Consider the following 24191-nt stretch of genomic DNA (forward strand, 5'->3'; position numbering starts at 1 on the left):
CGGAGCGGCCGGCCTATTTCACGCTGCCGAACGTCAAGCCCTGGACGATGAAACGCTGGATGAAGCGGGAAGCCACGACCAGCGGCAGGATGGCAAGCACGACGCCGGCAGAAACCTTGGCGATCTGGACGCCGTTCGAGGTCTGCAACGCGGCGAGCGCAACCGGTATGGTCGCCGTCTTCGGCCCGCTCAAAACCAGGGCAAACAAAAACTCATTCCACGCCAGGATGAAACCGAGCACGCCGGCGGCCGCGATACCGGGCATCGACACCGGCAGCACAATGCGCCAGAAGGCGCCCCAGGCGGTCGCGCCGTCGGTCATCGCCGCCCACTCCAGATCGACTGGAATGCCTTCGAAGAAGCCCATCAGGATCCAGGTCAGGAAAGGCAGGTTGAGCGCGGCATAAACGATGATCAGCCCGGTCAGCGAATTGCTGAGCTCCAGGCTTCGGAACAGCGTGAAGGTCGGCAGCACCAGCGCCACGGGCGGCAGCATTTGCGTCGCCAGAACGGCAAAGCGCGCCCAACGACCGCCCGTACGGAAGCGGGCGAAGGCATAGCCGGTGGTGGCGGCGAAAGGCAAAGCGAGCAGAACCGAGCCGAGCGCGACGATCAGGCTGTTGAGGTAGGACTGACCGAAGCGACCTGACAGCAGCGCCGAATAATTGTCCGTCGTAAAGGCCGGCATCAGCTCGTTGCTGTAGGATAGCTGCTCGGGCACGAAGCTCGTCCGCAGCACCCAGAGCGGCGGCAGCAGCACGATGGCGCAAACGACAATCAGCCCGAAATGCAGGCCGAAGCGGCGGCGAAAGGCAGGCCGTTCGTTTCTGTCCATCATCGAGTGGCCCCCATGAGGCTCGGCCGCGCGATGACCAGTTCGGTCTCGGGATCAAACAGGTGCATTGGCAGCGGGTCGATGTAGAGCTCGACGATCGAGCCGACGGGCGCCGTGAAATAACGGCTCAGGCGGGCGGCGATCTCCAACGGCTTGTCGTCTCCGGCGGGGTGGGCATGATCCTTGCCGGTGGCCTGACCCGCGATCTGGCCGATCAGGACGTTCTCGGCGCCGAGAGCCTCGACGGCCACGACCCGTACGGCAATCTTCTGCCAGTCCGGCTTGTCGGCGCGTTCGTGGAAATCTTCGGCTCGAACGCCCAGAATGACGCGGCGCCCGACACGCTCGCCATAGGCGTTGCGGTGGCGGGCGGGGACGGTAAGCACGGCACCACTGTCGGTCACGACGGAGAGCCCTTCGCCAGGTGCGGGCTGAAGCGTGGCCGGAATGAGGTTCATCGGCGGCGTCGCCAGGAAGCGCGCGACGAAGGTGTTGACCGGGTCGGCATAGACTTCAAGCGGCCGGCCGGCCTGGACCAGGCGACCATCGCGCATGATGCATATGCGATCGCCCATGGTCATGGCCTCGACCTGGTCATGCGTGACATGGACGATGGTGCGGCCAAGGCGCCGGTGCAGCTTGACGAGTTCGAGCCGCATCTCTGCACGCAGCTGCGCATCGAGGTTGGACAGCGGCTCGTCAAGCAGGAAGGCCGCCGGTTCGCGAACGATCGCCCGACCGAGCGCGACACGCTGCCGCTGGCCGCCCGAAAGCGCTGCCGGCTTGCGGCCGAGAAGATTCTGCAGCCCGAGCAGGTTAGCGGCGTCCGCAATCTTGGCATCGATGACCGCTGCGTCGGTGCCGCGCATCTTCAGCCCGAAGGCCATATTCTGCCGCACCGACATATGCGGATAGAGCGCGTAGCTCTGGAAAACCACCGCGACGTTGCGGTCGCGCGGCGCGACATTGGCGACGCTCTTGCCACCGATGCGGAGATCGCCGGAAGAGATACTCTCCAGGCCGGCAATCATCCGCAGCGTCGTCGACTTGCCGCATCCCGACGGGCCGAGAAAGATCACGAATTCACCGTCAGGAATGGTGAGATCGACCTCATGCACCCCGTAATTGCCATTGCCGTAGAGCTTGGAAACGCGATCGAGCTCGATAGACGCCATAGACTTTCCTCATGAACCCGTCTGACCCGGCTGAACGCCGAAGGCCGGAGTCGAGCGAACGGTCATCTTAGAGAACAAAATATAACATTGAAAGCCTGCCTTCTGATCATATGTGTTCACTTTTTTTGGATGGCGCGTGCCAGCATCAGGATCCGGTTACAGCCGCCAAAAGCCGTCAGGTCATGTAGACGCCGCCGGTCACGTTGACCCCCTGGCCAGTCATGAAGCGGGCTTGATCCGAACAGAGGAAGACGACGACGTCGGCGACATCCTCCGGCAGCTCGAGCCGGCCGAGCGGCGTCTGCGCGATATAGTCGGCGACCACCCGTTCGGGCGTGACTTGCCGCAGATGCGCCTCCCACTCGACTTCTCGCGATTGCATGCCGGTCTTGACGAACCCCGGGCAGACGGCATTGACGCGTATCCCTTTGGGCGCGAGCTCGCGGGCAAAGGCCTGCGTCCAGCCGAGCACGGCGAACTTGGACGCCGAATAATGCGCCAGGAGCGGCGCACCGACCTTCGCCGCAAGCGAGGCGGTGTTGACGATACAGCCCGTGCCCTGCTTGACAAAATGCCGTCCAGCGATCTGATTTGCCAGGAATACACCACGTGCATTGACGGAGAAGTTGAAGTCCCACTCCTCGTCGGTCAGGTCCAGCGCATGCTGCATGGTGGACACGCCGGCATTGGCGATCAGGATGTCGCAGCCGCCTAGCGCTTCCAGCACAGTGGCAAAGGCCGTCTCGACGGAATCGCGGCGGCGAACATCGACCGTGACGGCGGCGGCATCGCCGCCAATTTCCTCAGCCGCCTTGCGTGCCGCGTCGGGATCCAGATCACCGATCGCCACGGCGACGCCCTGCCGCGTCAGGGCGGTCGCGATCGCGCGACCGATCCCCGCGCCGCCGCCCGTCACGAAGGCACGCTTGCCCGCGAGTTCGGCAAGCACTGGAGGAATGACGGAGACAGCCGGCATGGTCGTATTCTCTCTGCTTGGTGACGGAATGCGTTCTGTTGATATGGAGATGCATACCATAAATTCGAACACTGCAAACATATTTTTGTTTGAAAATGTTTGATCATGCGATAGAGTCAAAACTGCAGACCGCTTCGTCAGCGGCTTACCCACCGGATACATCGATGGCAGACGACACCGCCGCTCCTGAGACATCCACGCATGGCGCACCGCGCGATGCCGATCGTCAGCGCCTTCTCGCGCACGATCGACAAGCCCGCATCCTCGCTTTCCTGCGCCGGACCGGGTCGCTCACCGTCGCCGCGGCAGCGGCCGAACTCGCCGTTTCCGACATGACGATCCGCCGCGATCTCGTCGAACTGGAACGCGAGGGCAGGCTGGTGCGAATCCATGGCGGCGCGATCGAGGCCGATAACCCGCCGCTGGTCGCCATGGACAGTGAGGAGCCGAGTTTCGATTCGCGCTTGCGCCAGCGCCGTGACCCGAAGGCCGCGATTGCCGCCGCCGCGGCCGCCTTGGTTTCGGGATACCGCACGATCGCATTGGATGTCGGCACCACCACCTATCTGATGGCCGAGCACCTCAAGGACCTTCCGCACGCCAAGGTGTTCACCAACAGCCTCAGGATCGCGGCGGCGCTGAACGGCGGTATGCCCGAAGTCTATGTTGCCGGCGGCCGCGTACGAGCCGACGAGATGTCGACCGGCGGACCCGCGGCTATCGCCCAGTTCGAGGCGCTGTGGTTCGACGTCGCCGTGATCGGCGTCTCCGGCATCACGGCGGACGGCCTTTTCGACTATTCCTTCGATGATACCGATATGAAGCGCGCCTATCTGAGACGCTCAGGCACCAAGATCGTGCTCTGCGATTCCGCCAAATTCCTGCGCATGTCGCTGGTGCGGATAGCGCCACTATCGGACATCGATATCCTCATCACCGATGCCGAGCCGCCGGCCAACATCGCCGCGGCGCTCGCCGCGGCCAAGGTCGACCTGCGCATCGCGCCGCCACTGACGCGCGACTGAGGCGCAACATTCTCACTTTATCCCCAAGGAGACGACTCGATGGTATTTGAATTTTTCGGCGACAAGAAGAAGGCTGTCATCTCGATGGCCCACATCGGTGCCCTGCCGGGAACGCCCCTCTATGATGCCGATGGCGGCCTCGACAAGCTGATCGATGGCGTACTCTCCGACATCCGCAAGCTGCAGAGCGGCGGCGTCGATGCCATCATGTTCGGCAACGAGAACGACCGCCCCTATGTCTTCAAGGCGCCGCCGGAAGGCATTGCCGCCATGACTGCGATCGTCCAGGCGGTGAAGCCCGAACTGAAAGTGCCGTTTGGCGTCAATTATCTCTGGGATCCGACCGCCAGCGTCGCGATCGGGGCTGCCACCGGAGCCCGTTTCGTGCGCGAGATCTTCACCGGCCTGTTCGCTTCCGACATGGGCTTGTGGGAGCCCGATTGCGCCGCCGCCTCGCGCCTGCGGCACAATCTTGGCCGCGACGACATGAAGCTTCTCTTCAACATCAATGCAGAGTTCGCACACTCGCTCGACCAGCGTCCTATTGAATTGCGCGCCAAGAGCGCGGTGTTCTCGTCGATGGCCGACGCCATCCTCGTTTCCGGTCCGATCACTGGCCAGCCGGCCGACCAGTCCCACCTGCGCAGCGTCTGCGAGACGATCAAGGACGTGCCGGTCTTCGCCAACACCGGCGTGAACATCGACAATGTCCGCGATGTCCTTTCGCTGGCGAGCGGCGTCGTGATCGGCACCCATTTCAAGATCGATGGCAATACCTGGAACGCCGTTGACGGCGATCGGGTCAAGCGCTTCATGGATGTTGTCGCCAGTTTGCGCTGAGGGCGGCTTCCACAGCGATGCCGGCCATCGCGCCGGCTCGCGGTGATCATATCGATCGTTGCAGGCCGGCGTCCGGAATGATCGACTGGTATCGAGCAGCGGGACACAACGAGGCAGACGGGTTCGCCCGCCGGCCGTTCCCAGCATTTCAATGGATTCGACATGGCGTTCGTTCTAGGGCTCGATATCGGCACCACCTCGACGATCGGCATTCTGATCCGGCTTCCCGATCAGGTGCTGGGCCTCGCCTCGCGCCCCGTCACGCTACATTCAGAGCACGCGGGCTGGGCTGAGGAAGACCCCGCGCAATGGTGGACCAATGTCCGGGACATCGTGCAGGAGCTGCTCAGGACCAGCGGCATCAAAGCCGAGGAGATCGTGGCATTGGGCACAACCGGCATGCTGCCAGCGGTCGTTCTTCTGGATGACCAGGGCGAGGTGCTGCGGCCGAGCATCCAGCAGAGCGACGGCCGCTGTGGCGCCGAAGTTGCCGAACTGCGGACCGAATGCGATGAGACGGCATTCATCGCCAAGGCCGGCAACGGCATCAACCAACAGCTCGTCACCGCAAAGCTGCGCTGGATAGAGCGTCACGAGCCGGAGGTGTTCAGCCGCATCGCCACCGTTTTCGGCTCCTATGACTATATCAACTGGCGCCTCACCGGCGAACGCGCGGTCGAGCAGAACTGGGCGCTGGAGGCCGGCTTCGTCGATGTTTCGACACACCGGATCGACGGCGATCTGGTGGCGCTCGCGCACATACCGCGCTCGGCCGTGCCACGGAAGATCGCCTCGCATGAAATCCTCGGTTCCGTCTCGGCGAAGGCCGCGGATGAGACCGGCCTGGTAGCGGGAACACCGGTTGTCGGCGGTGCGGCCGACATGATCGCCTCCGCGCTCGGCGCCGGCGTCGCCAAGGCAGGCGATGTCCTCCTGAAATTCGGTGGCTCGGTCGATATCCTGATCGCTACCGACCAGATCAAGCCCGATCCGCGCATGTATCTCGATTACCATCTGGTGCCGGGCCTGTTCATGCCCAATGGCTGCATGTCGACCGGCGGCTCGGGCCTCAACTGGTTCGTACGCAATTTCGCCGGCGGCGAGATGGTCGCGGCACAGGCCGAGGGTAGTTCGGTACACCAGCGGCTCGATGCGCTGGCGGCAGAGCGTCCCGCCGGTGCCGATGGCCTCATCATCCTGCCCTATTTCCTCGGCGAGAAGACGCCGATCCATGATCCAGCGGCCCGTGGCGTGATCGATGGGCTGACGCTGTCGCACGATATCGGCCATGTCTGGCGCGCTTTGCTCGAGGCCTATGCCTTTGCCATCGCGCATCATGTCGAGGTGCTCAACGACATGGGCCACCGGACCGAGCGCTATCTCGCCTCCGACGGCGGCTCAAGCAGCAAGGTCTGGATGCAGATTGTCGCGGATGTCCTGCAAAAGCCGGTCCAACGCCTGACCGGGCACCCCGGCTCTTGCATCGGCGCTGCCTGGACGGCGGCGATCGGCGTCGGCCTAACCGACGACTGGTCGGGCGTTTCCGGTTTCGTCAGCTTCGCCGACCGGCTCGATCCCGACCCGCGCAAGGCTGACATCTACCGCGACGGCTATCGCCGCTATCGCGATCTTTATGCGCGCCTGTCGGCTCCTGGCGCGACCAGAGCGGGATCGTCATCGTGATGTATCGCGCCGTCGCCTGGGACATCGACGGAACGCTGATCGACAGCGAGCCGTTGCATCATCAATCCCTCCTCGCCGGCTGCCGCAACTGGAACGTCGATCTTGACGACCTGCCCGACCAAGCCTTTCGCGGCATCCATATGGGCGACGTCTGGACAATGCTGCGTCCGCGTCTCCCAGTCGGGCTCGACCAGGCGGAGTGGCTCGCCGCTATCAATGCCCACTACGTCGCGAACCGGGCGAACGCCGTCCCAATCCCCGAGGCGGTCGAGACGATTCGGACCCTGGCTGACCGCGGCGTCCCGCAGGTCTGCGTCTCGAATTCCGGCCGGCAAGTCGTCAATGCCAATCTCGATGCGCTCGGCGTGCTCGATCATATGAGTCTCACAATCAGCCTCGACGACGTGTCGGCCGGCAAGCCCGACCCCACGCCCTATTGCGAGGCCTGCCGGCAGCTCGCCGTAGCTCCAGGGTCGGTGGTGGCCGTGGAAGACAGCCGCACCGGCACTAAGGCAGCACGAGCCGCCGGTCTGTTCGTGGTTGGCTATCTCCCCAGTGGCGGCCTGCTCGGCGACGTCGATCTCAGCACCAACCGTCTGTCGTCGATCCTGGATCTGTTTCCAGGCTGAGGGTTTGCGCGTCGTTACCTTCCAGGTGTGCGCTTGACCATGCATCAGGATCGTAGCGTGATGGCAACTGATCGATTCACATCGACCGGTAGGAATCCCCCTTGCGCCTCGGCGTCGTGAAACCGCAAACGACACCACACCAGGATGGACGCTTGATGAACGACCTCCCCCAAACACTTGCAGCGGACTCGCTCGGGCCAACCGTGACGATTGGAGAAATCCTGGTAGAGATCGTCGCGAGGCAGACAGGCACCGGCTTCCGGGAACCTATCGACCTCATTGGCCCCTTTCCGAGCGGCGCGCCCGCCATCTTCATCGATCAATGCGCACGTATGGGCGGAGCGGCCGCAATGGTGGGCGTGGTCGGCGACGACGATTTCGGCGTCGTCAACGTGGAGCGCCTGAAGCGGGACGGCGTAGACACTTCCGCCATCGCTGTTTCCCCGGATTATCCGACGGGCAGCGCCTTTGTTCGCTACCGCACGGACGGAAGCCGCGATTTCGTCTACAACATCGCCAAATCCGCCGCCGCTCGATTGGAATGGACCCCGCAGGTCGAGGCGCTGATCGCGCGTTGCGGGCATATCCATGTCATGGGAACGGTGTTCGCAAGTCCCGCAGCCTGGGCGATCACCGAACGCGCGATCCCGCTGATCAAGGCACGCGGCGGCACGATGTCGCTCGATCCGAACCTGCGCAAGGAATTGCTGGCGCACGGCCAGACCGAGGAGAAATTCGCCGGTCTGGTGGACGAAGCGGACCTGCTGCTGCCGTCGGGCAATGAATTGTTCCTGGCCGCCGGCACGGACGGGGAGGAACGCGCGATCGAGGCGCTGTTCAGACGAGGGGTCAAGGAGATCGCTGTGAAGCGCGGCGAACATGGCGCGTCAGCCCGTCAAAGCACCGGAGCCCGCGCCGATTGCCCCGGCCTCATCGTCGAGGAAACGGACCCCACCGGCGCCGGCGACTGTTTCGGGGGAGCCTATGTCGCATGCCGGCGGCTGGGCATGGCGCTGCAGACGGCGCTCGAATTCGCCAACGCGGCAGGGGCGCGCAACGTCACACGCCACGGTCCCATGGAGGGAGCCGGCACGCCGGCCGAGCTGGAAGATTTCATGGCAAGAACGGCGAGAAGAAATTGATGCGTGTGGCGATCGAAGATTTGCCGGCCCTGCACAGAGACGGGAAGAAAATCGGGGTAACCTCGGTGTGCTCGGCGCACCCGCTGGTGCTTAAAGCCGCACTGCGCCACGGCCGGGAAACCGGCACCACCGTGCTGATCGAGGCGACGTGCAATCAGGTCAATCATCTGGGCGGTTATACGGGCATGACGCCGGCCTATTTCGCGGCGATGGTGGAAGCGCTCGCGGCAGCCGAGCGGTGCCCGGAAGAGCTGATCGTGCTTGGCGGGGATCATCTCGGTCCTAATCCCTGGAAAGACCGGCCCGCCGAGGAGGCGATGGCGCAGGCCGGGACGATGGTCGATGCCTATGTCCGCGCCGGCTTCCGCAAGATCCACCTCGATGCTTCGATGGGCTGCGCGGGTGAACCGGCGACGCTAGACGACCACACGGTGGCCGGGCGCGCGGCCAGGCTGGCGGGCGTCGCGGAGCAGGCGGCAGCGCAGAGCGGCGGGGCAAGCCCGGTCTACATCATCGGGACGGAGGTGCCGCCGCCCGGTGGCGCCGATCACGCTTTGGATGCGATCACCCCGACCAGTCCGGAGGCGGCTAGCCAGACACATGCCATTCACGCCCAGGCATTCCAAACCGCCGGGCTTGAAAGCGCATTTTCCCGCGTCATCGGGCTTGTGGTGCAGCCGGGCGTGGAGTTCGGCAACCAGAATGTGATTTTCTACGATCGGGCAAAGGCCCGCGACCTGGCGGCAACCCTCGACAGATTGCCGTCGCTCATTTTCGAAGCCCATTCGACGGACTATCAGGGTGAGAGGCCGTTGCGTGAACTCGTCGAGGACGGCTTCGCCGTCCTCAAGGTCGGACCCGAGCTGACCTTCAAGCTGCGCGAGGCGCTGTACTCGCTCGACCTGATCGCTTCCGACCTGGTGCCTGACTATGGCGAGCGGCCGCTTTACCACGCAATGGAAGAGCTGATGCAAGGCACCCCCAAGAATTGGGCAAGCCACTATCATGGAAGCGATGCCGACAAGCGGACGCTGCGCCACTACTCCTATTCCGATCGCATCCGATATTATTGGGCGATCCCGCAAGCCCGTACCGCCTGCAACCGTCTCTTCGATACGTTGAACGGCCGCAAGGTGCCGGTGATGCTGTTTCTCCAGCACCTGCCTTCTGCAGTCACATGGGCTGACCGCGCCTGCGACGTCGAGGAGATCGCGATCGGTCACGTCCGGCGGAGCATCGAGGCCTACGCCCGGGCATGCGGCACCTGAGATCCTCGTCCGGTCCTTCAAGGCCAGAGCGGATGGGCTGGCGGGCGGCAGGAACGCTTACAGCGATGGCCCCAATCGGATCGGACTGCCGTCGCTGAAACGGGATTGACGGAACCTATAGAGGTTGTGCCCAGTCTCGTTGCCTTGGACGAGGTCGGACAACACACGGCCGATGCCGGGTCCGATGCCGAAGCCGTGGCCGCTCATCCCGGTCGCTATAACGAGACCCGGGATCGCAGCGGCGCGATCGACGATGGGCACGACATCAGGCATCGCATCGATCATGCCCGCCCAGCTCGCCTTGAGCGGTACAGTCGTGAACTGAGGGAAAAGCTCCCTGAACCCGCGGTCGATGGCGCGGAGCGCCGACGTCTCGGGAGCGGGATTGAGGACCCGCATCCGTTCGAAAGGGCTTTCTTCATCCGCGTTCCATCTGCGCGGCGTCGACCAGCCATCCGGGTATCCTCGCGGCGCGGCCGGCAGGTAGCGCGTGCCGAAGGGATTGGCCATCAGGGCGCTGAAATATTTGCCCGCATGGCGAAATGCGTCCGGCCCTATGTAGAGTTGGCTGCTGCCTCCCGATGCGAGCGTATACCCGCCATCCTGCCTGCGCCGGAAAGCGATGCGTTCATCCGCGGCGGCACCGGCGTGGATCTCCGGCATCGGTGCTGTCGCGGCGACGGTCGCCCTGACGCTGAGCTGCGGAATCGAGATGCCGTGGGCGCGCAGAAAGAGCGACGTCCACGCGCCGCTGGCGACGACGACGCTCGAGGTCGCGATGCGCCCTTTCTCGGTCCAGACGCCACTGATGCGTCCCGCGGAGATGTCGAGCATACGTGCCGCGCAATTCTCGATGATCGTCACACCTTCGCGGGCCGCCAGGCGAGCAAGCGCGGGCACCGCGACCCAAGGTTCCGCCCGCATGTCCGATGGGGTGATCATTGCGCCTTTGAACGGTCGCGACATGGCCGGGATCAGGCTTGCCAACTCACCTTGGTCGAGGAGACGCGTGTCGACGCCATGAGCCTGGGCAATCTCGAGAAACTTCGCGAAACCGGCCATCTCCTTGTCTGTCCGCGCAAGATAGGTAACGCCCGTCTGCTTCAGTCCTATGTCCTCGCCACATTCCTGCGCCAGTTGCCGCCAGAGGCGCTGCGCTTCGATGACGATCGGCAGTTCGTCGGCATCGCGGCCCTGCTGCCGGATCCAGCCCCAATTGCGCGAGGATTGCTCGGCGGCGATGCGGCCCTTTTCCAGCAGCGTCACCGAGACGTTCCGTCGCGCCAGGAACAGTGCCGTGCTCACGCCAATGACCCCGCCGCCGATGATCACGACGTCCGAAGTCTTCGGCAGGGGCTGCTGGAACTGGATCGGGGTGGCTTCGGTGAAGGGGAAGATTGTCAAAGAGCACCGTCCTTCTTGGTATGCTGCGGCGACATCCGGTCCACGCTGGCAGCGAGATCTGGGCAGCGATATCTGGCCGCCGTGAAATGTCGATACCACGCGAGGAGATTGATCGTCAGCTACTGCTTGCCGACAAGGACGGCGACAGATCGCGGGTCTGGAAGCCCCTCTGGACAATGAGTTTTGAAACTGCCGGCCAAAGGCTGGCGACTGTGCAAGCGTGCCCCACTATTGCGTTATCGGCGGCGGCATCGTCGGCCTGGCGACGGCCATGCGGCTGGTTGAGACATATCCCGGCTGCAGCCTGATGCTGTTGGCCGGAAATACTGTCCGAGCCTCGGCCTCGCCGACCTGCTCCCGCACGAAGCAGGCATCCGCGCGCAAGCCGTGCGCAAAGACAGTGCCCTCATCCATGATTTCCTGTTCGCACAAACGGACCGCATGCTGCACGTCTGTAACGCCCCTTCACCCGCCGCCTCCTCGGCGATCCCGATTGCAGAGATGATTCGAGATCGCCTCATGCAGGGCTGCTGAAAACGAGGCGGTATGCATGGAGCCGCAACGCCCGCTGAACGCTGGAGTATCCGTCTTGGCCAAGAAAGGGATTGGGGCACCGGCCGCGGGCAACGCAGCTTTTGCGTCAGAACCAGATCCGCTCACCACCGGGCCAGCAATTCCGCTCCCGGCGAGAAGGTACTTGGCCTGCCGGCCATAGCCGCTCGGCCTCAGGCCTGCGGTTTCCGCAAGCGTTAGCCTCCTGTGGACGCCGGCATTTTTGGCTGCGCAAAGATCTCAAGCGAAACGACGGCCGACGTCGCAGGTTCGACCGTCATAGGCATAGCTCGACGAGCTCCCTATGGTACACGTCCACAGAATGCACTGACACTCAAGCCAGCTTGGCTAAGCCAGAAATCTTTAAGTCTTTGAAATGACCTGACTATTTATGGTACCCTTGGCTGGGACCTATCCCCGGATCAAGCTATTGTTTTTATTATGTTTTTTCTGCTCCAACGTCCGATTTGTATCACAATAGGTATCACAATCTGTAGCACCTTCTCCGCGACCCTTGGATGCCTTCGCCCACAGCGGCCGCAGCGTGTTTGACTAAAGCCACTCGCAGATCCGGTGTCGTGGCAGGTAAAAGAATACCGTCATTCTTCTAACCGATTGCGTCATACGAATTCACCGCCACCGGCCGCTCCCAGGCTAGTCGGCTCAGCTTGCCTATGCACGAAGAAGCCGAAGCAAACCGTCATCAACTTTCCTTACTCGAAGGAATAGGTGAAGCCCTCCTTGGAGGCGCCGACGGTTACCCTTGTCATCCTTTCGCCCTCGAGCGAGCGGTTCAGCACGCCGCGGCTCAATTCCGGCAGCAGCGTGTTTGTCAGGATGGCATCGATCATCCGCCCGCCGGATTCGATCTCGGTGCAGCGGGCCTTGACTAGGTCCATGACGCCATCGCCGATCACCAATTCTGCGTCGTTGGTCGCACGCAGCCGGCGAGCGATCTTGGCAAACTGGTGACGGGTGATCGCTTCGATCATCGAACCCGAAAGCGGATAGTAAGGAATGGTCACCACCCGGCCAAGAAAGGCCGCAGGGAAGACCTTCAGCAACGGGCTGCGCAGCGCGGTGTCCAGATCGTCGAGCCCTGCCCGCAGCGTGCCATTCCTGGTCCGATCCATGATGACTTCGGAGCCGACATTCGAGGTGAGCAGGATCAGCGTGTTCTTGAAATCGATGCGCCGGCCCTCGCTGTCGTCCATCATCCCCTTGTCGAAGACCTGGAAGAAGATTTCGTGCACGTCAGGATGCGCCTTCTCGACCTCGTCGAGCAGGATCACCGAATAGGGTTTGCGGCGGACCGCCTCGGTCAGGATGCCGCCCTTGCCGTAGCCGACATATCCGGGCGGCGCCCCCTTCAAGGTAGAGACCGTGTGCGCCTCCTGGAACTCGGACATGTTGATCGAGATCAGGTTCTGCTCGCCGCCGTAGAGCGTCTCGGCCAAGGCCAATGCGGTTTCGGTCTTGCCAACGCCCGAGGGGCCGCAGAGCAGGAACACGCCCACCGGCTTCTCCGGCGCGCCGAGCCCGGCGCGGCTGGTCTGCACACGCTTGGCAATCATCTCCATGGCGTGATCCTGGCCGACCACGCGTTCGGACAGAGTGCTGGCCAGCCGCAGCGCTTTTTCGGTCTGGCTCGACAGCATCCGCCCCGTCGGGATGCCGGTCCAGTCCTGAACGACCGCCGCCACGGCGTTGCGGTCGACCGACGGCAGGATCAGCGGCGTCTCGCCTTGCGCCTCGGCCAGTTCGACCATCAGTTCGCGCAACCGGGTGAGATCGGCGGCCGGATCGGGTGGAGGGGCATTGGCAGCCGCCGGTGCCTCCACATTGATTTTGGCCGTTTTGGTCTTGGGCGTTTCGACCTTGGGCAGCGGAGTCTCAACCGAGTCCGTGCCTGCTGTTTCCCTATTGGTCTCCGGCGTCTCCACCGCATCGAGCGGCACACCTTCGCCACGCAGCCTGGCGCGCAGTTCGAGTATTTCGGCAACGAGTGCCTTTTCCCCGTCCCAACGCTCCTGTGCGGCGGCGAGCATGACTTCGGTTTCGGCTAACCCGGTGTCGACCCGTGCCTGCCGGTCGCTCACCTCGATGCCGATCGCGGCCTCGCGACCGATGATGCCGCGCTCGACCTCCAGCGCCTGGCGTCGGCGCATGATGTCCTCGACCTCCGCCGGCGTGGCGTGCTGCGATATGGCGACACGGGCGCAAGCGGTGTCGAGAAGGCTCACCGCCTTGTCAGGCAGTTGCCGCGCCGGGATATAGCGATGCGAGAGACCAACCGCCGCCTCGATCGCCTCATCCAATATCTGCACCTTGTGGTGCTGTTCAAGAACGCCGGCGATACCGCGCAACATGAGAACGGCCACCGCCTCGGACGGCTCGTCGATCTTGACTACCTGGAAACGGCGGGTCAGCGCCGGATCCTTCTCGATATGCTGCTTGTACTCGGCCCAGGTCGTTGCCGCGATCGTGCGCAGTTCGCCGCGCGCCAGCGCCGGCTTCAGCAGATTGGCCGCGTCGCCTGTTCCAGCCGCGCCGCCAGCGCCAATCAAGGTGTGAGCCTCATCGATGAACAGGATGACCGGCGTTTCGGAAGACTGCACCTCATCGATGACTGCCTTCAGCCGCTTTTCGAACTCCCCCTTTACGCTTGCACCCGCCTGCATCAATCCGACATCGAGCATGCGCACACTGACCCCTTGCAGTGTCGGCGGCACGTCGTCCGCAGCGATACGCAAGGCAAAGCCCTCGACGACCGCGGTCTTGCCGACCCCGGCCTCACCGGTCAAGATCGGGTTGTTTTGCCGGCGTCGCATCAGGATATCGACGATCTGCCTGATCTCTGGATCGCGGCCGACAACCGGATCTATCTTACCGTCGCGGGCGCGCTGGGTCAGGTCGGTGGCGTATTTCGCCAGCGCCGAATCCCCACCCGGAGGCCGCCGCGGCGCCTCTGCGGTGGAGACCGTGGTCGAGGCGCCGGCTTCGAGCGAGCCCTCCATGACAACGGCGAACCGTGCGATGACCGCGGCGGCGTCGATCTTGTCAAACTCGCCGCTGATCTTCGACAGCAGGCCTTCCAGGACCGGCGTCTTCAGGCAGGCAAGGAGAATGTGGGCGCTGCGGACTTCCTCGACGCTGAACTCCAGCGTGGCTAGGTTCCAGGCTTCCTGGATGGCATGGAAGATATGGTCGGAAAATTCCTCGATCGACGTTGCGCCGTAAGGCAGCTTGTCGACGGCGCGGGTCATATCGGCCGTGAGCCGGCTCGCATCAAGGCCCGCATCGGCGATTATCATTTGCATATCCGAACGGTCGGAAAGTACCAGTTGCTCGATGAAGTGGACGAGCTCGACGTAAGGATTGCCGCGCAGTTTGGCGGTGTCGGCCGCAGCCTTGAAGGCGCGCACACCGACAGGATTGAGCTTGCCGACCAGTTCCTTGCGTTTGAAGGTCTGCGATGACCGGCGCTGTTCCATCGAACGTGCTCCTGCAATCTGCCAGTCGATAACCTGCCACATAAGCCGTCACTTGACAAAGCGTGATGAACAGCGCCCCTTCCACTTGTGGAGAGTGCCGCGCCATCAGATGCAAACAACCACGCAATTGTCCGCCTCGGTGTAATGCATTTCACATACAGGGTCAGCAATCTGGTCAAGGGTTCCAGCACCCAAGACGCGGCTTGGTCAGCTTTCGTTAATTTTTTGAGCAGTGCTTGAATTGTGGTAAAGTGCAACCGTGTGATACCGTAGGGTCACGTACGGTTTGAGGGCCGATCGCTGGGGGTTGGTGTGATTGATGTCGCACTCTGGCTTGCTCCGCTCGACGGTGAAAATCCGTCAGGGGAGGATTTGCGCAACGACCCGGCTTTTCATGAGCTGGAGCGCCTGACGGAACCCGAGATCAAGGTCGTCCACGACGGCCAGAACAAACCCGCCTCGCAAAGCACCATTCCGGTCGACTGGCCCGCGGTGCTCGCCAAGGCGGAGGAATTGCGTGCGCATGGCCGGGACCTGCGCCTGCTCGTCGTCGTCACGCGCGCGCTGGCCAATGAAGAAGGACTGGCCGGGCTCGCGCAGGGGCTGGCCCTTATTGCGCAGACCTTCGATCAGCATTGGGAAACAATGCATCCGGCACTGCGGCCCAACGCTTTGCCACGCGATGCCGCCTTGCGCCGTATCAACGCGCTGCTCGACCTCCAGAATGGTCAGGAGGGGTTGTTGGCGAACCTGCGGCTAATGACGTTCTTTGCGCCACGTGCGATCGGCCCGATCCAGGGCAAGGATCTGGAAAGGTGTGCGCTCGACGACCGTGTCATGCTCCAGGAAGCCGCCTCGGGATTGAACGCGGCAGAAAAGGCCGCACTGGTCAGTGCGCACGGACAATTGTTGAACCGGGTGCGTGCTGGATGTGCGGCACAGATGGATCAAGCCAACGCAGAAATGGTCTTGCTCGTCGCCGACGCCCGGGCAGCGATCGCAGCCCTTGATGCGGTCGAGACCGCTCTCAACGCCCGTCTCGAGGGCGGCGGCGCTCCTGTTCCGGAATTGAAGCGGTTTCTGCAGCGTCTGCTGACGACCCTCGAACGGAATTCGGCAGCCGGCGCCTTGGCGAATGGCGCGGCCAAGCCGCCCACGCCGGCAGAACCGGCAACGCCTGCTCGAAACGGTCATGGAGCCGATACTATGGCAAGTGCGGCAAGCTACGCGGACTCGAGCACGGGGCTTCCCAACCGGATTTCCTCGCGCGACGACGTGGTGAAATGCCTCGACCTCGTCGTCGCCTTTTATGACCGCACTGAACCGTCGAGCCCGATTCCGCACCTAGCGCGGCGCGTGCGCCGGATGGTGCATATGGATTTCGTTGAACTGATGGAAGATCTCGCGCCGTCGGGGCTGAAGGAATTCCGGCTCCTTGCCGGCGTTCCCGATGTCAAGAAGACGGCTCAGAAGGATGAAAGGTAACAGCACATGCCAGCCGAAAGCAAAGCGAAGGTTATCGAACGAAATCGCGCACCGCGGGTGCAGATCGCCTACGACGTGGAAACCTACGGTAGCCCGACGACGATCGAATTGCCGTTTGTCATGGGCGTGATGGCCGACCTTTCCGGTGCTTCGCAGACCAAGGAAGCGTCAAAGTCGGTGCTGGACCGTTCCTTTGTCGAGACCGACGCAAACCGCTTCCCCAAATTCATGGAGGCGCTCGGACCACGAGTGAAAGCCCGCGTGAAGAATACGCTGCCTCAGGTTGAGGGCGCCGAGCGGGACGAGGAACTGGCGCTCGACCTTACATTTTCCAGAATGGGCGATTTCGCCCCGGACAAGATTGCCGAGCAAGTTCCGCAACTGGCCGAGATCCTCAAGATGCGGCGCCAGCTCGAGGAGCTGCTTGGCTTCATGGATGGCCGCGTCGACGCCGAAAAACGCATCGCGCAACTTCTGAACAACGAACCACTTCTTGGCAAGATCGCCAGCCAGGCGCTGGCCGACGACGACAAGGTTGGGGAGTAAATCATGGCCGAACAGCAAAAGACCGCCGCCGTCGCCGCCGAGGCGGAAGCCATAGATCTTGGAGAATTCAGCGGGCTTCTCGAGAAGGATTTCAAGGTCAAGAAGGACGACAGCGAGAAACTGCAGCAACTCGTGCGCAATCTCGCACTCGCGGCGCAGTCCCGTTCCGAGACCACCACCATCTCCTCCAATGCGATCAAGTCGATCAAGTCGCTGATCGCGGGCATCGACAAGATGCTGACGACACAGGTCAACGAGATCCTGCACGCGCCCGAAGTGCGTGAGATGGAAGGCACATGGCGCGGCCTCTGGTATCTCATCAACAACACCGAGACGGATCAGAAGCTGAAGATCCGGGTGATGAACATCTCCAAGGAGCAACTGGCCGACACGCTCGAAGACTATGAAGGCCAGATGTGGGATCAGAGCCCGATCTTCAAGAAAGTCTATACGGACGAGTATTCGATGCTTGGCGGCGAGCCGATCGGCTGTGTGATTGGCGCCTACGAATTCTCGAACCACCCGCGCGACGTCGGTTTGTTGCGTAACATCTCCGGCATCTGTGCTTCAGCACACACGCCGTTTATCGCAGCCGCCTCGCCGCGCCTGTTCCGCATGGACAGCTGGCAGGAATTGCCGAACCCGCAAGATCTCCAGCAGATCGTCTCCAACCCGGCCTATGCCTCGTGGCAGTCGTTGCGCGAGAGCGAGGACGCTCGCTATATCGGCCTGACCATGCCGCGTGTTCTGGCGCGGCTGCCATACGGCACGGATACCGTTCCGGTGAAGGGCTTCACCTTCGAGGAAGAGGTGCAGGGCGATCACAACAAATATGTCTGGATGAACGCCGCCTTCCCTATGGGCGTGAACATAAACCGCAGCCACAAGCTCTATGGCTGGGGCACGCAGATCCGCGGCGTCGAGAATGGCGGCACGGTGCTTAACCTGCCGGTGCACAGCTTCCCGACCGATGACGGATCGATCGCGATGAAATGTCCGACCGAAGTCGCCATCGACGACCGGCGCGAAGCGGAACTGGCCAAGCTAGGCCTGATGCCGATCCTGCATCGAAAGAACACCGATCTCGCGGCCTTCATCGGCGCACACTCACTGCAGGACGACGAGACGCGGGCGGGGCGGCTGGTCGACCCCGACGCGCAGTCCAATGAGCGGCTGAGTGCCAACCTGCCCTATCTCTTCCCGGTCTCGCGCTTTGCGCATTACCTCAAGGCCATTGCGCGCGACAAGGTCGGCTCGTTCAAAGAGCGCTCCGACATGCAGATCTGGCTGACCGAATGGATCAACCGATATGTGCTGGCCAACCCGGCCTTCGCCGACGACAAGGCGCGCGCCAAGCGCCCGCTTGCCGCGGCCGAGGTTCAGGTGGACAGCGTTGAGGGGCGGCCGGGCTATTACAACGCCCGCTTCTATTTGCGTCCGCATTACCAGCTCGAGGGCATCAATGCCTCGCTCCGACTGGTCTCGGAACTACCGTCCGTGAAGACTTGAATTGCAGCAACACCATCTTGGTTTTTTGAAAGCGGTGGAGAAAGACAATGCCCACAGGTACGAAGATTGATGGCTTTCTAAAAGTTCCGGATATCAAAGGCCCAAGCGTTCGTGACGGCCACGAGGACGAAATCGAAATCCATGGGGTCGATTACAAGATAGTCGCGCCATACGATCCGAATTCGCTCTCGCGCCGCGGCCGTGTCTCCTTGGGAATGATCAAGTTCACCAAGCACTACGACAAGTCCTCGCCCTATCTGAAGAAAGCACTGTTCGAGAACAAGGCGCTGGACGAAGTGGTGTTCTCGGCTCGCCGGACCATCGATGGCGAGACGAATGATTACCTGGTCGTCACCCTCACCGACGCCTCGATCATGGAATACGACCTGTCGCAGGCGGAGGATGAGGAAGACCTGATCGAGGAAGAGGTCAGCTTCGCCTACAAGAAGATCAAGTTCGTCTATGACGGCAATGACGAAATCGAAATGGATGTCTATGTCGGCAAGTGAGGGCCGGCGGCCCGACGCGGACAAGCTGCAGGTCACCGCTGGTTCGCGAGCAAAACGCGAAGCGGTCCAGCCCTCTCTCTGGGACCGCCTCGTAAACGACCTGCCGGGCATGACCTCCGAGATAGACGGGCTGCGCCAGGCCTTGCAGGACGAACTCGGCGCCGACCGGCTGGAGGGTCTGGTTGCGGGCAGCGCGCGGCTCATCGATGCCGATGCGGAGCTGACGGCCGATCAGAAGCGGCGCCTGCACCGCCTGGCCTTTCAGATCCAGCATCGCGTGGAGATGGAAAGCCGCGGCGTGGTCGTGTCGGCCCGCGTGCTCCGGGAGGCCGTGCGGCGCGATATCGAGGCCCTGTTCAACACCGAGCGTTTCGAGGCTGTTCCGCTTCTTTCCGATCTCGAAAGCGAGCAGGCAGCGGACAACCCGCCGTCGCTCGCCGATTTCCCGGAGGTGCGCCGAAGCGTGATCAACTACGGCGTGCCCTCCTTTTCGGGCCGTTCCTCCCGCGATTTTGATCGCGAGGCGCTCGCCCGCGAGATCCGCTCGGTGCTTGCTACCTTCGAGCCACGCCTCAAGGAAAGTACGACGAAGGTCACGGTGACGCTTGGCGACAAGAGCGTGGGTTTGAAGATCGAGATTGACGCGGTGCTGATCATGACGCCGACGCCGGAACGCATGCGTCTGCGCACCACGATCAATCTCGACAACGGCTTGGCGCGGACCGAATTTAGGGAGGCCTGAGATGGATCGGGTCTTCGTGGAATATTACGAGGAGGAACTGACCCATATCCGTGCGCTGGCGGCGGAATTTGCCGACCTGCATCCGGCGGTGGCGCGCAATCTCTCCCTCGACACGGTGCCGTGTCCGGATCCGTATGTCGAGCGGTTGCTTGACGGCGTCGCTTTTCTCGCGGCGCGCACCCGGCTGAAAGTCGATGCCGAGCGCTCGCGGTTTTCACGCAGCGTGCTGGATGTCCTCTATCCCGATCTGGTCACGCCGGCGCCGGCAACGGCTATGGTGGTGCTGAAACCCGGCCAGCAGGTCCAGACGATGGTTGCCGGCCATGTCGTCAAGCGCAACACCCGGCTGGTTTCCGGCCTGCAGCCCGGCCTTTCGACGCGCTGCACCTTCACCACCGCCCAGGACGTCACGCTGTGGCCGATAGCGGTGACTTCGGTAAGCTATTTTCAAGATCGCAGCGCGCTGGCGGCGGCCGGCATAGGGCCGATCGGCGGTGTGGCCGGCGAGGCGGCGCTCCGCATCGTGCTGGCCCGAACCGGAAAAGGCAGGCTCGACGAATTGTCGCTCGACAAGCTTGATCTCTATTTTTCCGGGCGCACCAAGGCACCCTTGATTCTCGACGCGATTTTTGGCGCTTGTTCGGCCGTTGGCGCACGCGCGGAAGGCAAGACCAACCCCGTATCGCCCTTGCCGGAACCCGAAATGATCGGCATCAGCGACGACGAAGCCCTGATGCCTCGGACCCGTCCGACATTCGAGGGGTACCGTCTGCTGCGCGAATATTTCATGATGCCCGAGCGCTTTCACTATGCGCGGGTTTCCGGACTGCAGCCCGTCGTGCGCCGATGCGCCGCCGGGCTCGAGATCATCTTCATGTTCAGGCGTCCAGTGCCCGAGCTTGCCGACTTGACCCCGGCCGATTTCGAACTTTTCGCAACGCCGATCATCAATCTCTTCGAGCGTGAGTGCAACGTCATCGAGCTTGATCCGCGCAGGACGCGCCAGGTGCTGCATGCCGACCGAACGCGGGCGCGTGACTTCGAAATCTATCGGGTCATCCGCGTGGAGGACGCCGACACCGGGGGCAGCGATGCCGAAATTCCGGAGCTCTTCAGCCTGGGTCAGAATCGTGGCAGTGGCTGGGTCTACTCGACCGAGCGGCGTCCTCGTCGCGCGACGGAAGACGAGCGGCGCGACGGGCTGACCCGCACCTCCTACGCAGGGGACGATGTTTTCCTGGCAATTTCACGCCCGGTGGAAAGCCAGGCGAACCGGTCGCTGAAGCGTGTCGACATCGTGGCGCTTTGCACCAACCGCGATCTGCCGATCCTCGATGACAATCCCACTTTGACGCTGGAGGCCGGCGACCCGGTCGAAACGGTGCGGCTTCTCGGCGCGTTGCGTCCGCCTCGCCCGGCCATCCCCGCGGCGCTGCCTTCGGGCGCGGCGGGCGAATCGCGCGCCGACAATCTCGCCTGGCGGCTGGTGGCGCAACTGGCGCTCAATTTTCTCAGCCTTGCCAAGGAAGGCCGCGGCGTCGATCCGCTGCATGCGCTGCTTGATCTTTACGCCGACCGGGGAGATCCGAGCCTTGCCCGCAACGTGCATTCGATCGTTCGCATCGACTCGCGGTCGGTCATCGAACGGCTGCAGATCGACGGCCCGATGTGCTTTGGACGTGGCACGGAAGTAACATTGCATGTCGACCAGTTGGTCCTGGCAGGGCAAAGCACATTGCTGCTTTCGGCCCTGCTGGCACGGCTGTTTGCCCGGCATGCCGGGATAAACGGCTTCGTGCGAACCCGTACGCGGCTGCTGCAGAAGCAGGAGGATGTGCCATGGCCGATGACGCCCGGCAATCGCTACCTGATCTAGACACAGTCGACCCGAACCATGCCGAGGCGCTGTCCGGGACGTTCGACTTCTTCGAACTGTTGCGCCGACTCGAACGGAGGGGCGGGCTGTTCGGCTATTCCGGCTCGCCAGAGCGCGAGCCTGCAAGGCTCGGACAGCATGTGCGTCTTAGCTTTTCGGCCAGGGACGTGGTTGAATTCCACGACGCGAAGGACAAGGCTCCGGCCAGGGTCACCGTCGCAAATCTCGGCCTGATGGGACCCGAAGGTCCGCTGCCGCTGCATCTGACACGCTGGGTGCTCGATCGTCTGTCGCAGCGCTGGTTCACCGGCGCCGATGCCCAGCAAACCAGCGACACGACATTCGTGGACTTCGTCAACATTCTTCAGCACCGCATGATCGCCCTGTATTATCGGGCATGGGCGGATGCGCATCCGGCCGTACAGGTCGAACGCGCGGTCGGCGGGCGCGTTCGCGCCATGCTCGAAGCCATGGCGGGAATAGGACTTCCGGGCACCCAGAACACCGATCTCGATACGGTGAAGCTTCGCCAGGCGGCTTCGCTCGCCAGCCAGGTCGACGGCCCGGAACGGCTGACGCTGTTCCTGGCGGAAGCGTTCAAGGTGCCGGTTCAGATTAAGGAGTTCATCGCCGCCTGGATAATCATCCCAACCGGGCTCCAGACCCGTCTTGCAAAAGCCTATGCAGGGCTTGGCCGAGGAGCGACAATCGGCCCGCGCGTTTTCAACCGCCAAAGCCGAATCGAGCTCCGTGTCGGCCCGCTGGGGTACGAGGACTTCAAGGCGTTCCTGCCCGGTGGCCAGCGGTTCAAACTGTTCAAGCAAGCCGTTCGCGACATGGTCGGGGAATCGCTCGACGTCGATCTGCGCATCGTGCTTGCGCGGGAAGCCGTGCCGCCGCCGCGTATCGGCGCGGTCCAGCTCGGCCGGACCGCCTGGCTTGCGCGGCCCGCCGAAAGGGGCGATGCTGACGATCTGCGGCTGCGCACAATCGTCGGATGGCAGCCGGAAATGGCGGGGGTCGCGACATGAGCCTGCTGCTGACGCTGGAGCAAGGGCCACGCACCCAGGCCGTACGGCACACCCGGCTGGACGAAGGCGACCTGGTGATCGGCCGCAGCGCGGACGCAGGCTGGCAGATCGACGATCCCGACATGTTCGTTTCGCGAGCTCATTGCAGGATCTCGGGCGGGCGAGATGGATATTTCGTCACCGATACGTCAAGCAGCGGATTGTTCATAAACGATTCTGACAGCCCGCTCGGCGCCGGCAAGTCGACGCGTCTTCAAAGCGGTATGCGGCTAAGACTGGGCGACTACGTCGTCTATGTCGATCTGCAGACGCCAACCGCCCAAGCACCCACAGCCGGCCAGCCGGCTCCGGAACGCCTGCCGCCGGCATCCCGGGCGCCGGTGAGCATCGGCCACGACGACTTCTTTTCCGCCACGGTCGAAGAAGAGCCGCGACGGCCACGTCCGGCGGATTTGCCGGACCCGTTCGAACGGCCGGTTCCAGGCGCGTTCGAGCGTGCCACCTCCGGCCAGCGCAGTTCGCCTGGTTTCGATGACCCGTTCAGCCTCGATCCGGTTTCAACGCCTGTGTCGAAAAATGCCGCCTCTTACCGCGAACCGGGCGGCGCGGCGAACCAGGCGGACCCCTTCGGCCTCGACCCCGTGCCGTCTCCCAGCCGGGGAGCCGAGCCCGCTCATGGAAAGCCGTCCGATTTCAAGGATGATTTTGGTTTCGGATCGGCCGCGGCGCCCGGTTCGGCAAACGGCACCGGCTCGGCCGGGCAGCGCGAGCGCATCGCCCAACGACCACAATCCGCCAATCCCTGGGATTTGCCCGCGCAAGCGGCTGACGTCCCGCCTCCGGCGCGGGCAGGTGCTGCTGCCAAACCCGCCCGCCTGCCGGCAGCGCCGCAACTGGGGGACATGGCGCTCCGCTCCGCATTCCTGCATGGCATGGGTGTCGAGGAAGCCGATTTCCCCGAGCGCGACAGCATTGCGGAAATGGAGAAGTTTGGCCGCGAATATCGGTTGATGATGGAAGGCCTGATGCAGCTTCTGCGCAAACGGGCCGAGGAAAAGGGAAACGCTCGCGTCGCCCAGACCATGGTTGGGGCTTCCGAAGTCAATCCGCTCAAGTTTCTGCCGACGGTCGACGACGCCATCGTCACGCTTCTCGCCGAGCGCAGCCCTGGATTTCTCGCCGGCGAAGCGGCAATCGCCGACGCGGTTCGCGACCTCGCCCAACATCACGTGCGCGCCTGGCGCGGCGTACAGGGCGCCTTGCGGCGGATGATTGACCGTTTTGACCCGACAGCGATCGAGGAAGAGCTGAAATCGAATTCCGCGATCGGCACGCTGCTTTCGGGCGGACGCAGCGCCAAGCTGTGGGAGCTTTACCAGAAACGCCACCGTGAAATCGCCGAGAGCGCGGAAAAAAGCTTTCTGGGCGAAATCGGCGCTGATTTTCGGGATGCATATGAGGAGGAGTGAG

Annotated in this window: 19 protein-coding genes and 1 pseudogene; 15 read left to right on the forward strand and 5 right to left on the reverse strand. The window is 63.0% G+C overall.

Annotated features, from left to right (window positions below):
• Positions 1-13 precede the first annotated feature (13 nt).
• From NKH97_RS05930 to NKH97_RS05940, 3 genes are all read right to left on the reverse strand, one after another.
• Positions 14-838, reverse strand: coding sequence for a carbohydrate ABC transporter permease (locus NKH97_RS05930; RefSeq protein WP_081734746.1), 825 nt, complete (start codon positions 836-838; stop codon positions 14-16).
• Entirely contained in the window at positions 835-2010 is a 1176-nt protein-coding gene (locus tag NKH97_RS05935; protein WP_352440768.1) for an ABC transporter ATP-binding protein, read from the reverse strand. The genes NKH97_RS05930 and NKH97_RS05935 overlap by 4 nt, the downstream gene beginning before the upstream one ends.
• A 175-nt stretch (positions 2011-2185) precedes the next feature.
• Entirely contained in the window at positions 2186-2986 is an 801-nt protein-coding gene (locus NKH97_RS05940) for an SDR family NAD(P)-dependent oxidoreductase (protein ID WP_352610107.1), read from the reverse strand.
• Positions 2987-3150: 164 nt separating this feature from the next.
• On the opposite strand from NKH97_RS05940, the gene NKH97_RS05945 reads away from it, so the two are divergent.
• The 6 genes from NKH97_RS05945 (at position 3151) to NKH97_RS05970 (ending at position 9573) form a co-directional block, all read left to right on the forward strand.
• Positions 3151-4011 carry a DeoR/GlpR family DNA-binding transcription regulator gene (locus NKH97_RS05945; RefSeq protein WP_352795728.1) on the forward strand — a complete coding sequence of 287 codons (861 nt, stop codon included), beginning with the start codon at positions 3151-3153 and terminating at the stop codon, positions 4009-4011.
• Positions 4012-4050: 39 nt separating this feature from the next.
• A complete protein-coding gene (locus NKH97_RS05950; protein ID WP_352440771.1) occupies positions 4051-4851 on the forward strand; it encodes a BtpA/SgcQ family protein in 801 nt (266 codons plus the stop codon).
• A 162-nt stretch (positions 4852-5013) separates the two neighbouring features.
• Positions 5014-6534, forward strand: a complete 1521-nt coding sequence (locus NKH97_RS05955; RefSeq protein ID WP_352795730.1) for an FGGY-family carbohydrate kinase — start codon at positions 5014-5016, stop codon at positions 6532-6534.
• Entirely contained in the window at positions 6534-7163 is a 630-nt protein-coding gene (locus tag NKH97_RS05960) for an HAD family hydrolase (protein ID WP_128302641.1), read from the forward strand. The genes NKH97_RS05955 and NKH97_RS05960 overlap by 1 nt, the downstream gene beginning before the upstream one ends.
• A gap of 155 nt (positions 7164-7318) precedes the next feature.
• Positions 7319-8305 (forward strand): tagatose kinase, encoded by a 987-nt coding sequence (locus NKH97_RS05965; protein WP_128302642.1) that lies wholly within the window; start codon positions 7319-7321, stop codon positions 8303-8305.
• Positions 8305-9573 (forward strand): D-tagatose-bisphosphate aldolase, class II, non-catalytic subunit, encoded by a 1269-nt coding sequence (locus tag NKH97_RS05970; protein ID WP_352795733.1) that lies wholly within the window; start codon positions 8305-8307, stop codon positions 9571-9573. The genes NKH97_RS05965 and NKH97_RS05970 overlap by 1 nt, the downstream gene beginning before the upstream one ends.
• Positions 9574-9630: 57 nt before the next feature.
• Here the strand turns inward: NKH97_RS05970 and NKH97_RS05975 are convergent, their stop codons facing one another.
• The gene (locus NKH97_RS05975; protein ID WP_352752469.1) at positions 9631-10977 is read right to left on the reverse strand and encodes an NAD(P)/FAD-dependent oxidoreductase; all 1347 of its coding nucleotides are present in this window, start codon (positions 10975-10977) and stop codon (positions 9631-9633) included.
• A gap of 318 nt (positions 10978-11295) precedes the next feature.
• Here NKH97_RS05975 and NKH97_RS05980 point away from each other — a divergent pair.
• Positions 11296-11511 (forward strand): annotated as a pseudogene (locus tag NKH97_RS05980) (L-2-hydroxyglutarate oxidase); the annotation flags it as partial.
• A gap of 731 nt (positions 11512-12242) precedes the next feature.
• Here NKH97_RS05980 and tssH read toward each other — a convergent pair.
• Complete coding sequence (tssH, locus tag NKH97_RS05985) at positions 12243-15023, reverse strand: type VI secretion system ATPase TssH (RefSeq protein WP_352440776.1); 2781 nt, start codon at positions 15021-15023, stop codon at positions 12243-12245.
• A 312-nt stretch (positions 15024-15335) separates the two neighbouring features.
• Between tssH and tssA the strand changes: the two genes are divergently transcribed.
• From tssA to tagH, 8 genes are read left to right on the forward strand one after another with little or no spacing between them, the layout of a single operon-like run.
• A complete protein-coding gene (tssA, locus tag NKH97_RS05990; RefSeq protein WP_352795735.1) occupies positions 15336-16508 on the forward strand; it encodes a type VI secretion system protein TssA in 1173 nt (390 codons plus the stop codon).
• Between the two features lie 6 nt (positions 16509-16514).
• On the forward strand, positions 16515-17054 hold the full coding sequence (gene tssB / locus NKH97_RS05995; protein WP_352440778.1) for a type VI secretion system contractile sheath small subunit: 540 nt from the start codon (positions 16515-16517) through the stop codon (positions 17052-17054).
• A 3-nt stretch (positions 17055-17057) separates the two neighbouring features.
• Entirely contained in the window at positions 17058-18563 is a 1506-nt protein-coding gene (tssC, locus tag NKH97_RS06000; RefSeq protein WP_023809141.1) for a type VI secretion system contractile sheath large subunit, read from the forward strand.
• Between the two features lie 47 nt (positions 18564-18610).
• Positions 18611-19072, forward strand: coding sequence for an Hcp family type VI secretion system effector (locus NKH97_RS06005; protein ID WP_027035516.1), 462 nt, complete (start codon positions 18611-18613; stop codon positions 19070-19072).
• Positions 19059-19814, forward strand: a complete 756-nt coding sequence (gene tssE / locus NKH97_RS06010) for a type VI secretion system baseplate subunit TssE (RefSeq protein WP_023809143.1) — start codon at positions 19059-19061, stop codon at positions 19812-19814. The genes NKH97_RS06005 and tssE overlap by 14 nt, the downstream gene beginning before the upstream one ends.
• 1 nt (position 19815) lies before the next feature.
• Positions 19816-21690 carry a type VI secretion system baseplate subunit TssF gene (tssF, locus tag NKH97_RS06015; RefSeq protein ID WP_023809144.1) on the forward strand — a complete coding sequence of 625 codons (1875 nt, stop codon included), beginning with the start codon at positions 19816-19818 and terminating at the stop codon, positions 21688-21690.
• Positions 21654-22721, forward strand: coding sequence for a type VI secretion system baseplate subunit TssG (gene tssG, locus NKH97_RS06020; RefSeq protein WP_352440779.1), 1068 nt, complete (start codon positions 21654-21656; stop codon positions 22719-22721). The genes tssF and tssG overlap by 37 nt, the downstream gene beginning before the upstream one ends.
• Positions 22718-24190: a type VI secretion system-associated FHA domain protein TagH gene (gene tagH, locus NKH97_RS06025; protein ID WP_023809146.1), complete on the forward strand. Its 1473-nt coding sequence runs from the start codon at positions 22718-22720 to the stop codon at positions 24188-24190. The genes tssG and tagH overlap by 4 nt, the downstream gene beginning before the upstream one ends.
• Position 24191: the final 1 nt, after the last annotated feature.

It is taken from the genome of Mesorhizobium sp. M0870, assembly GCF_040319775.1.
Classification (GTDB): Bacteria; Pseudomonadota; Alphaproteobacteria; order Rhizobiales; family Rhizobiaceae; genus Mesorhizobium.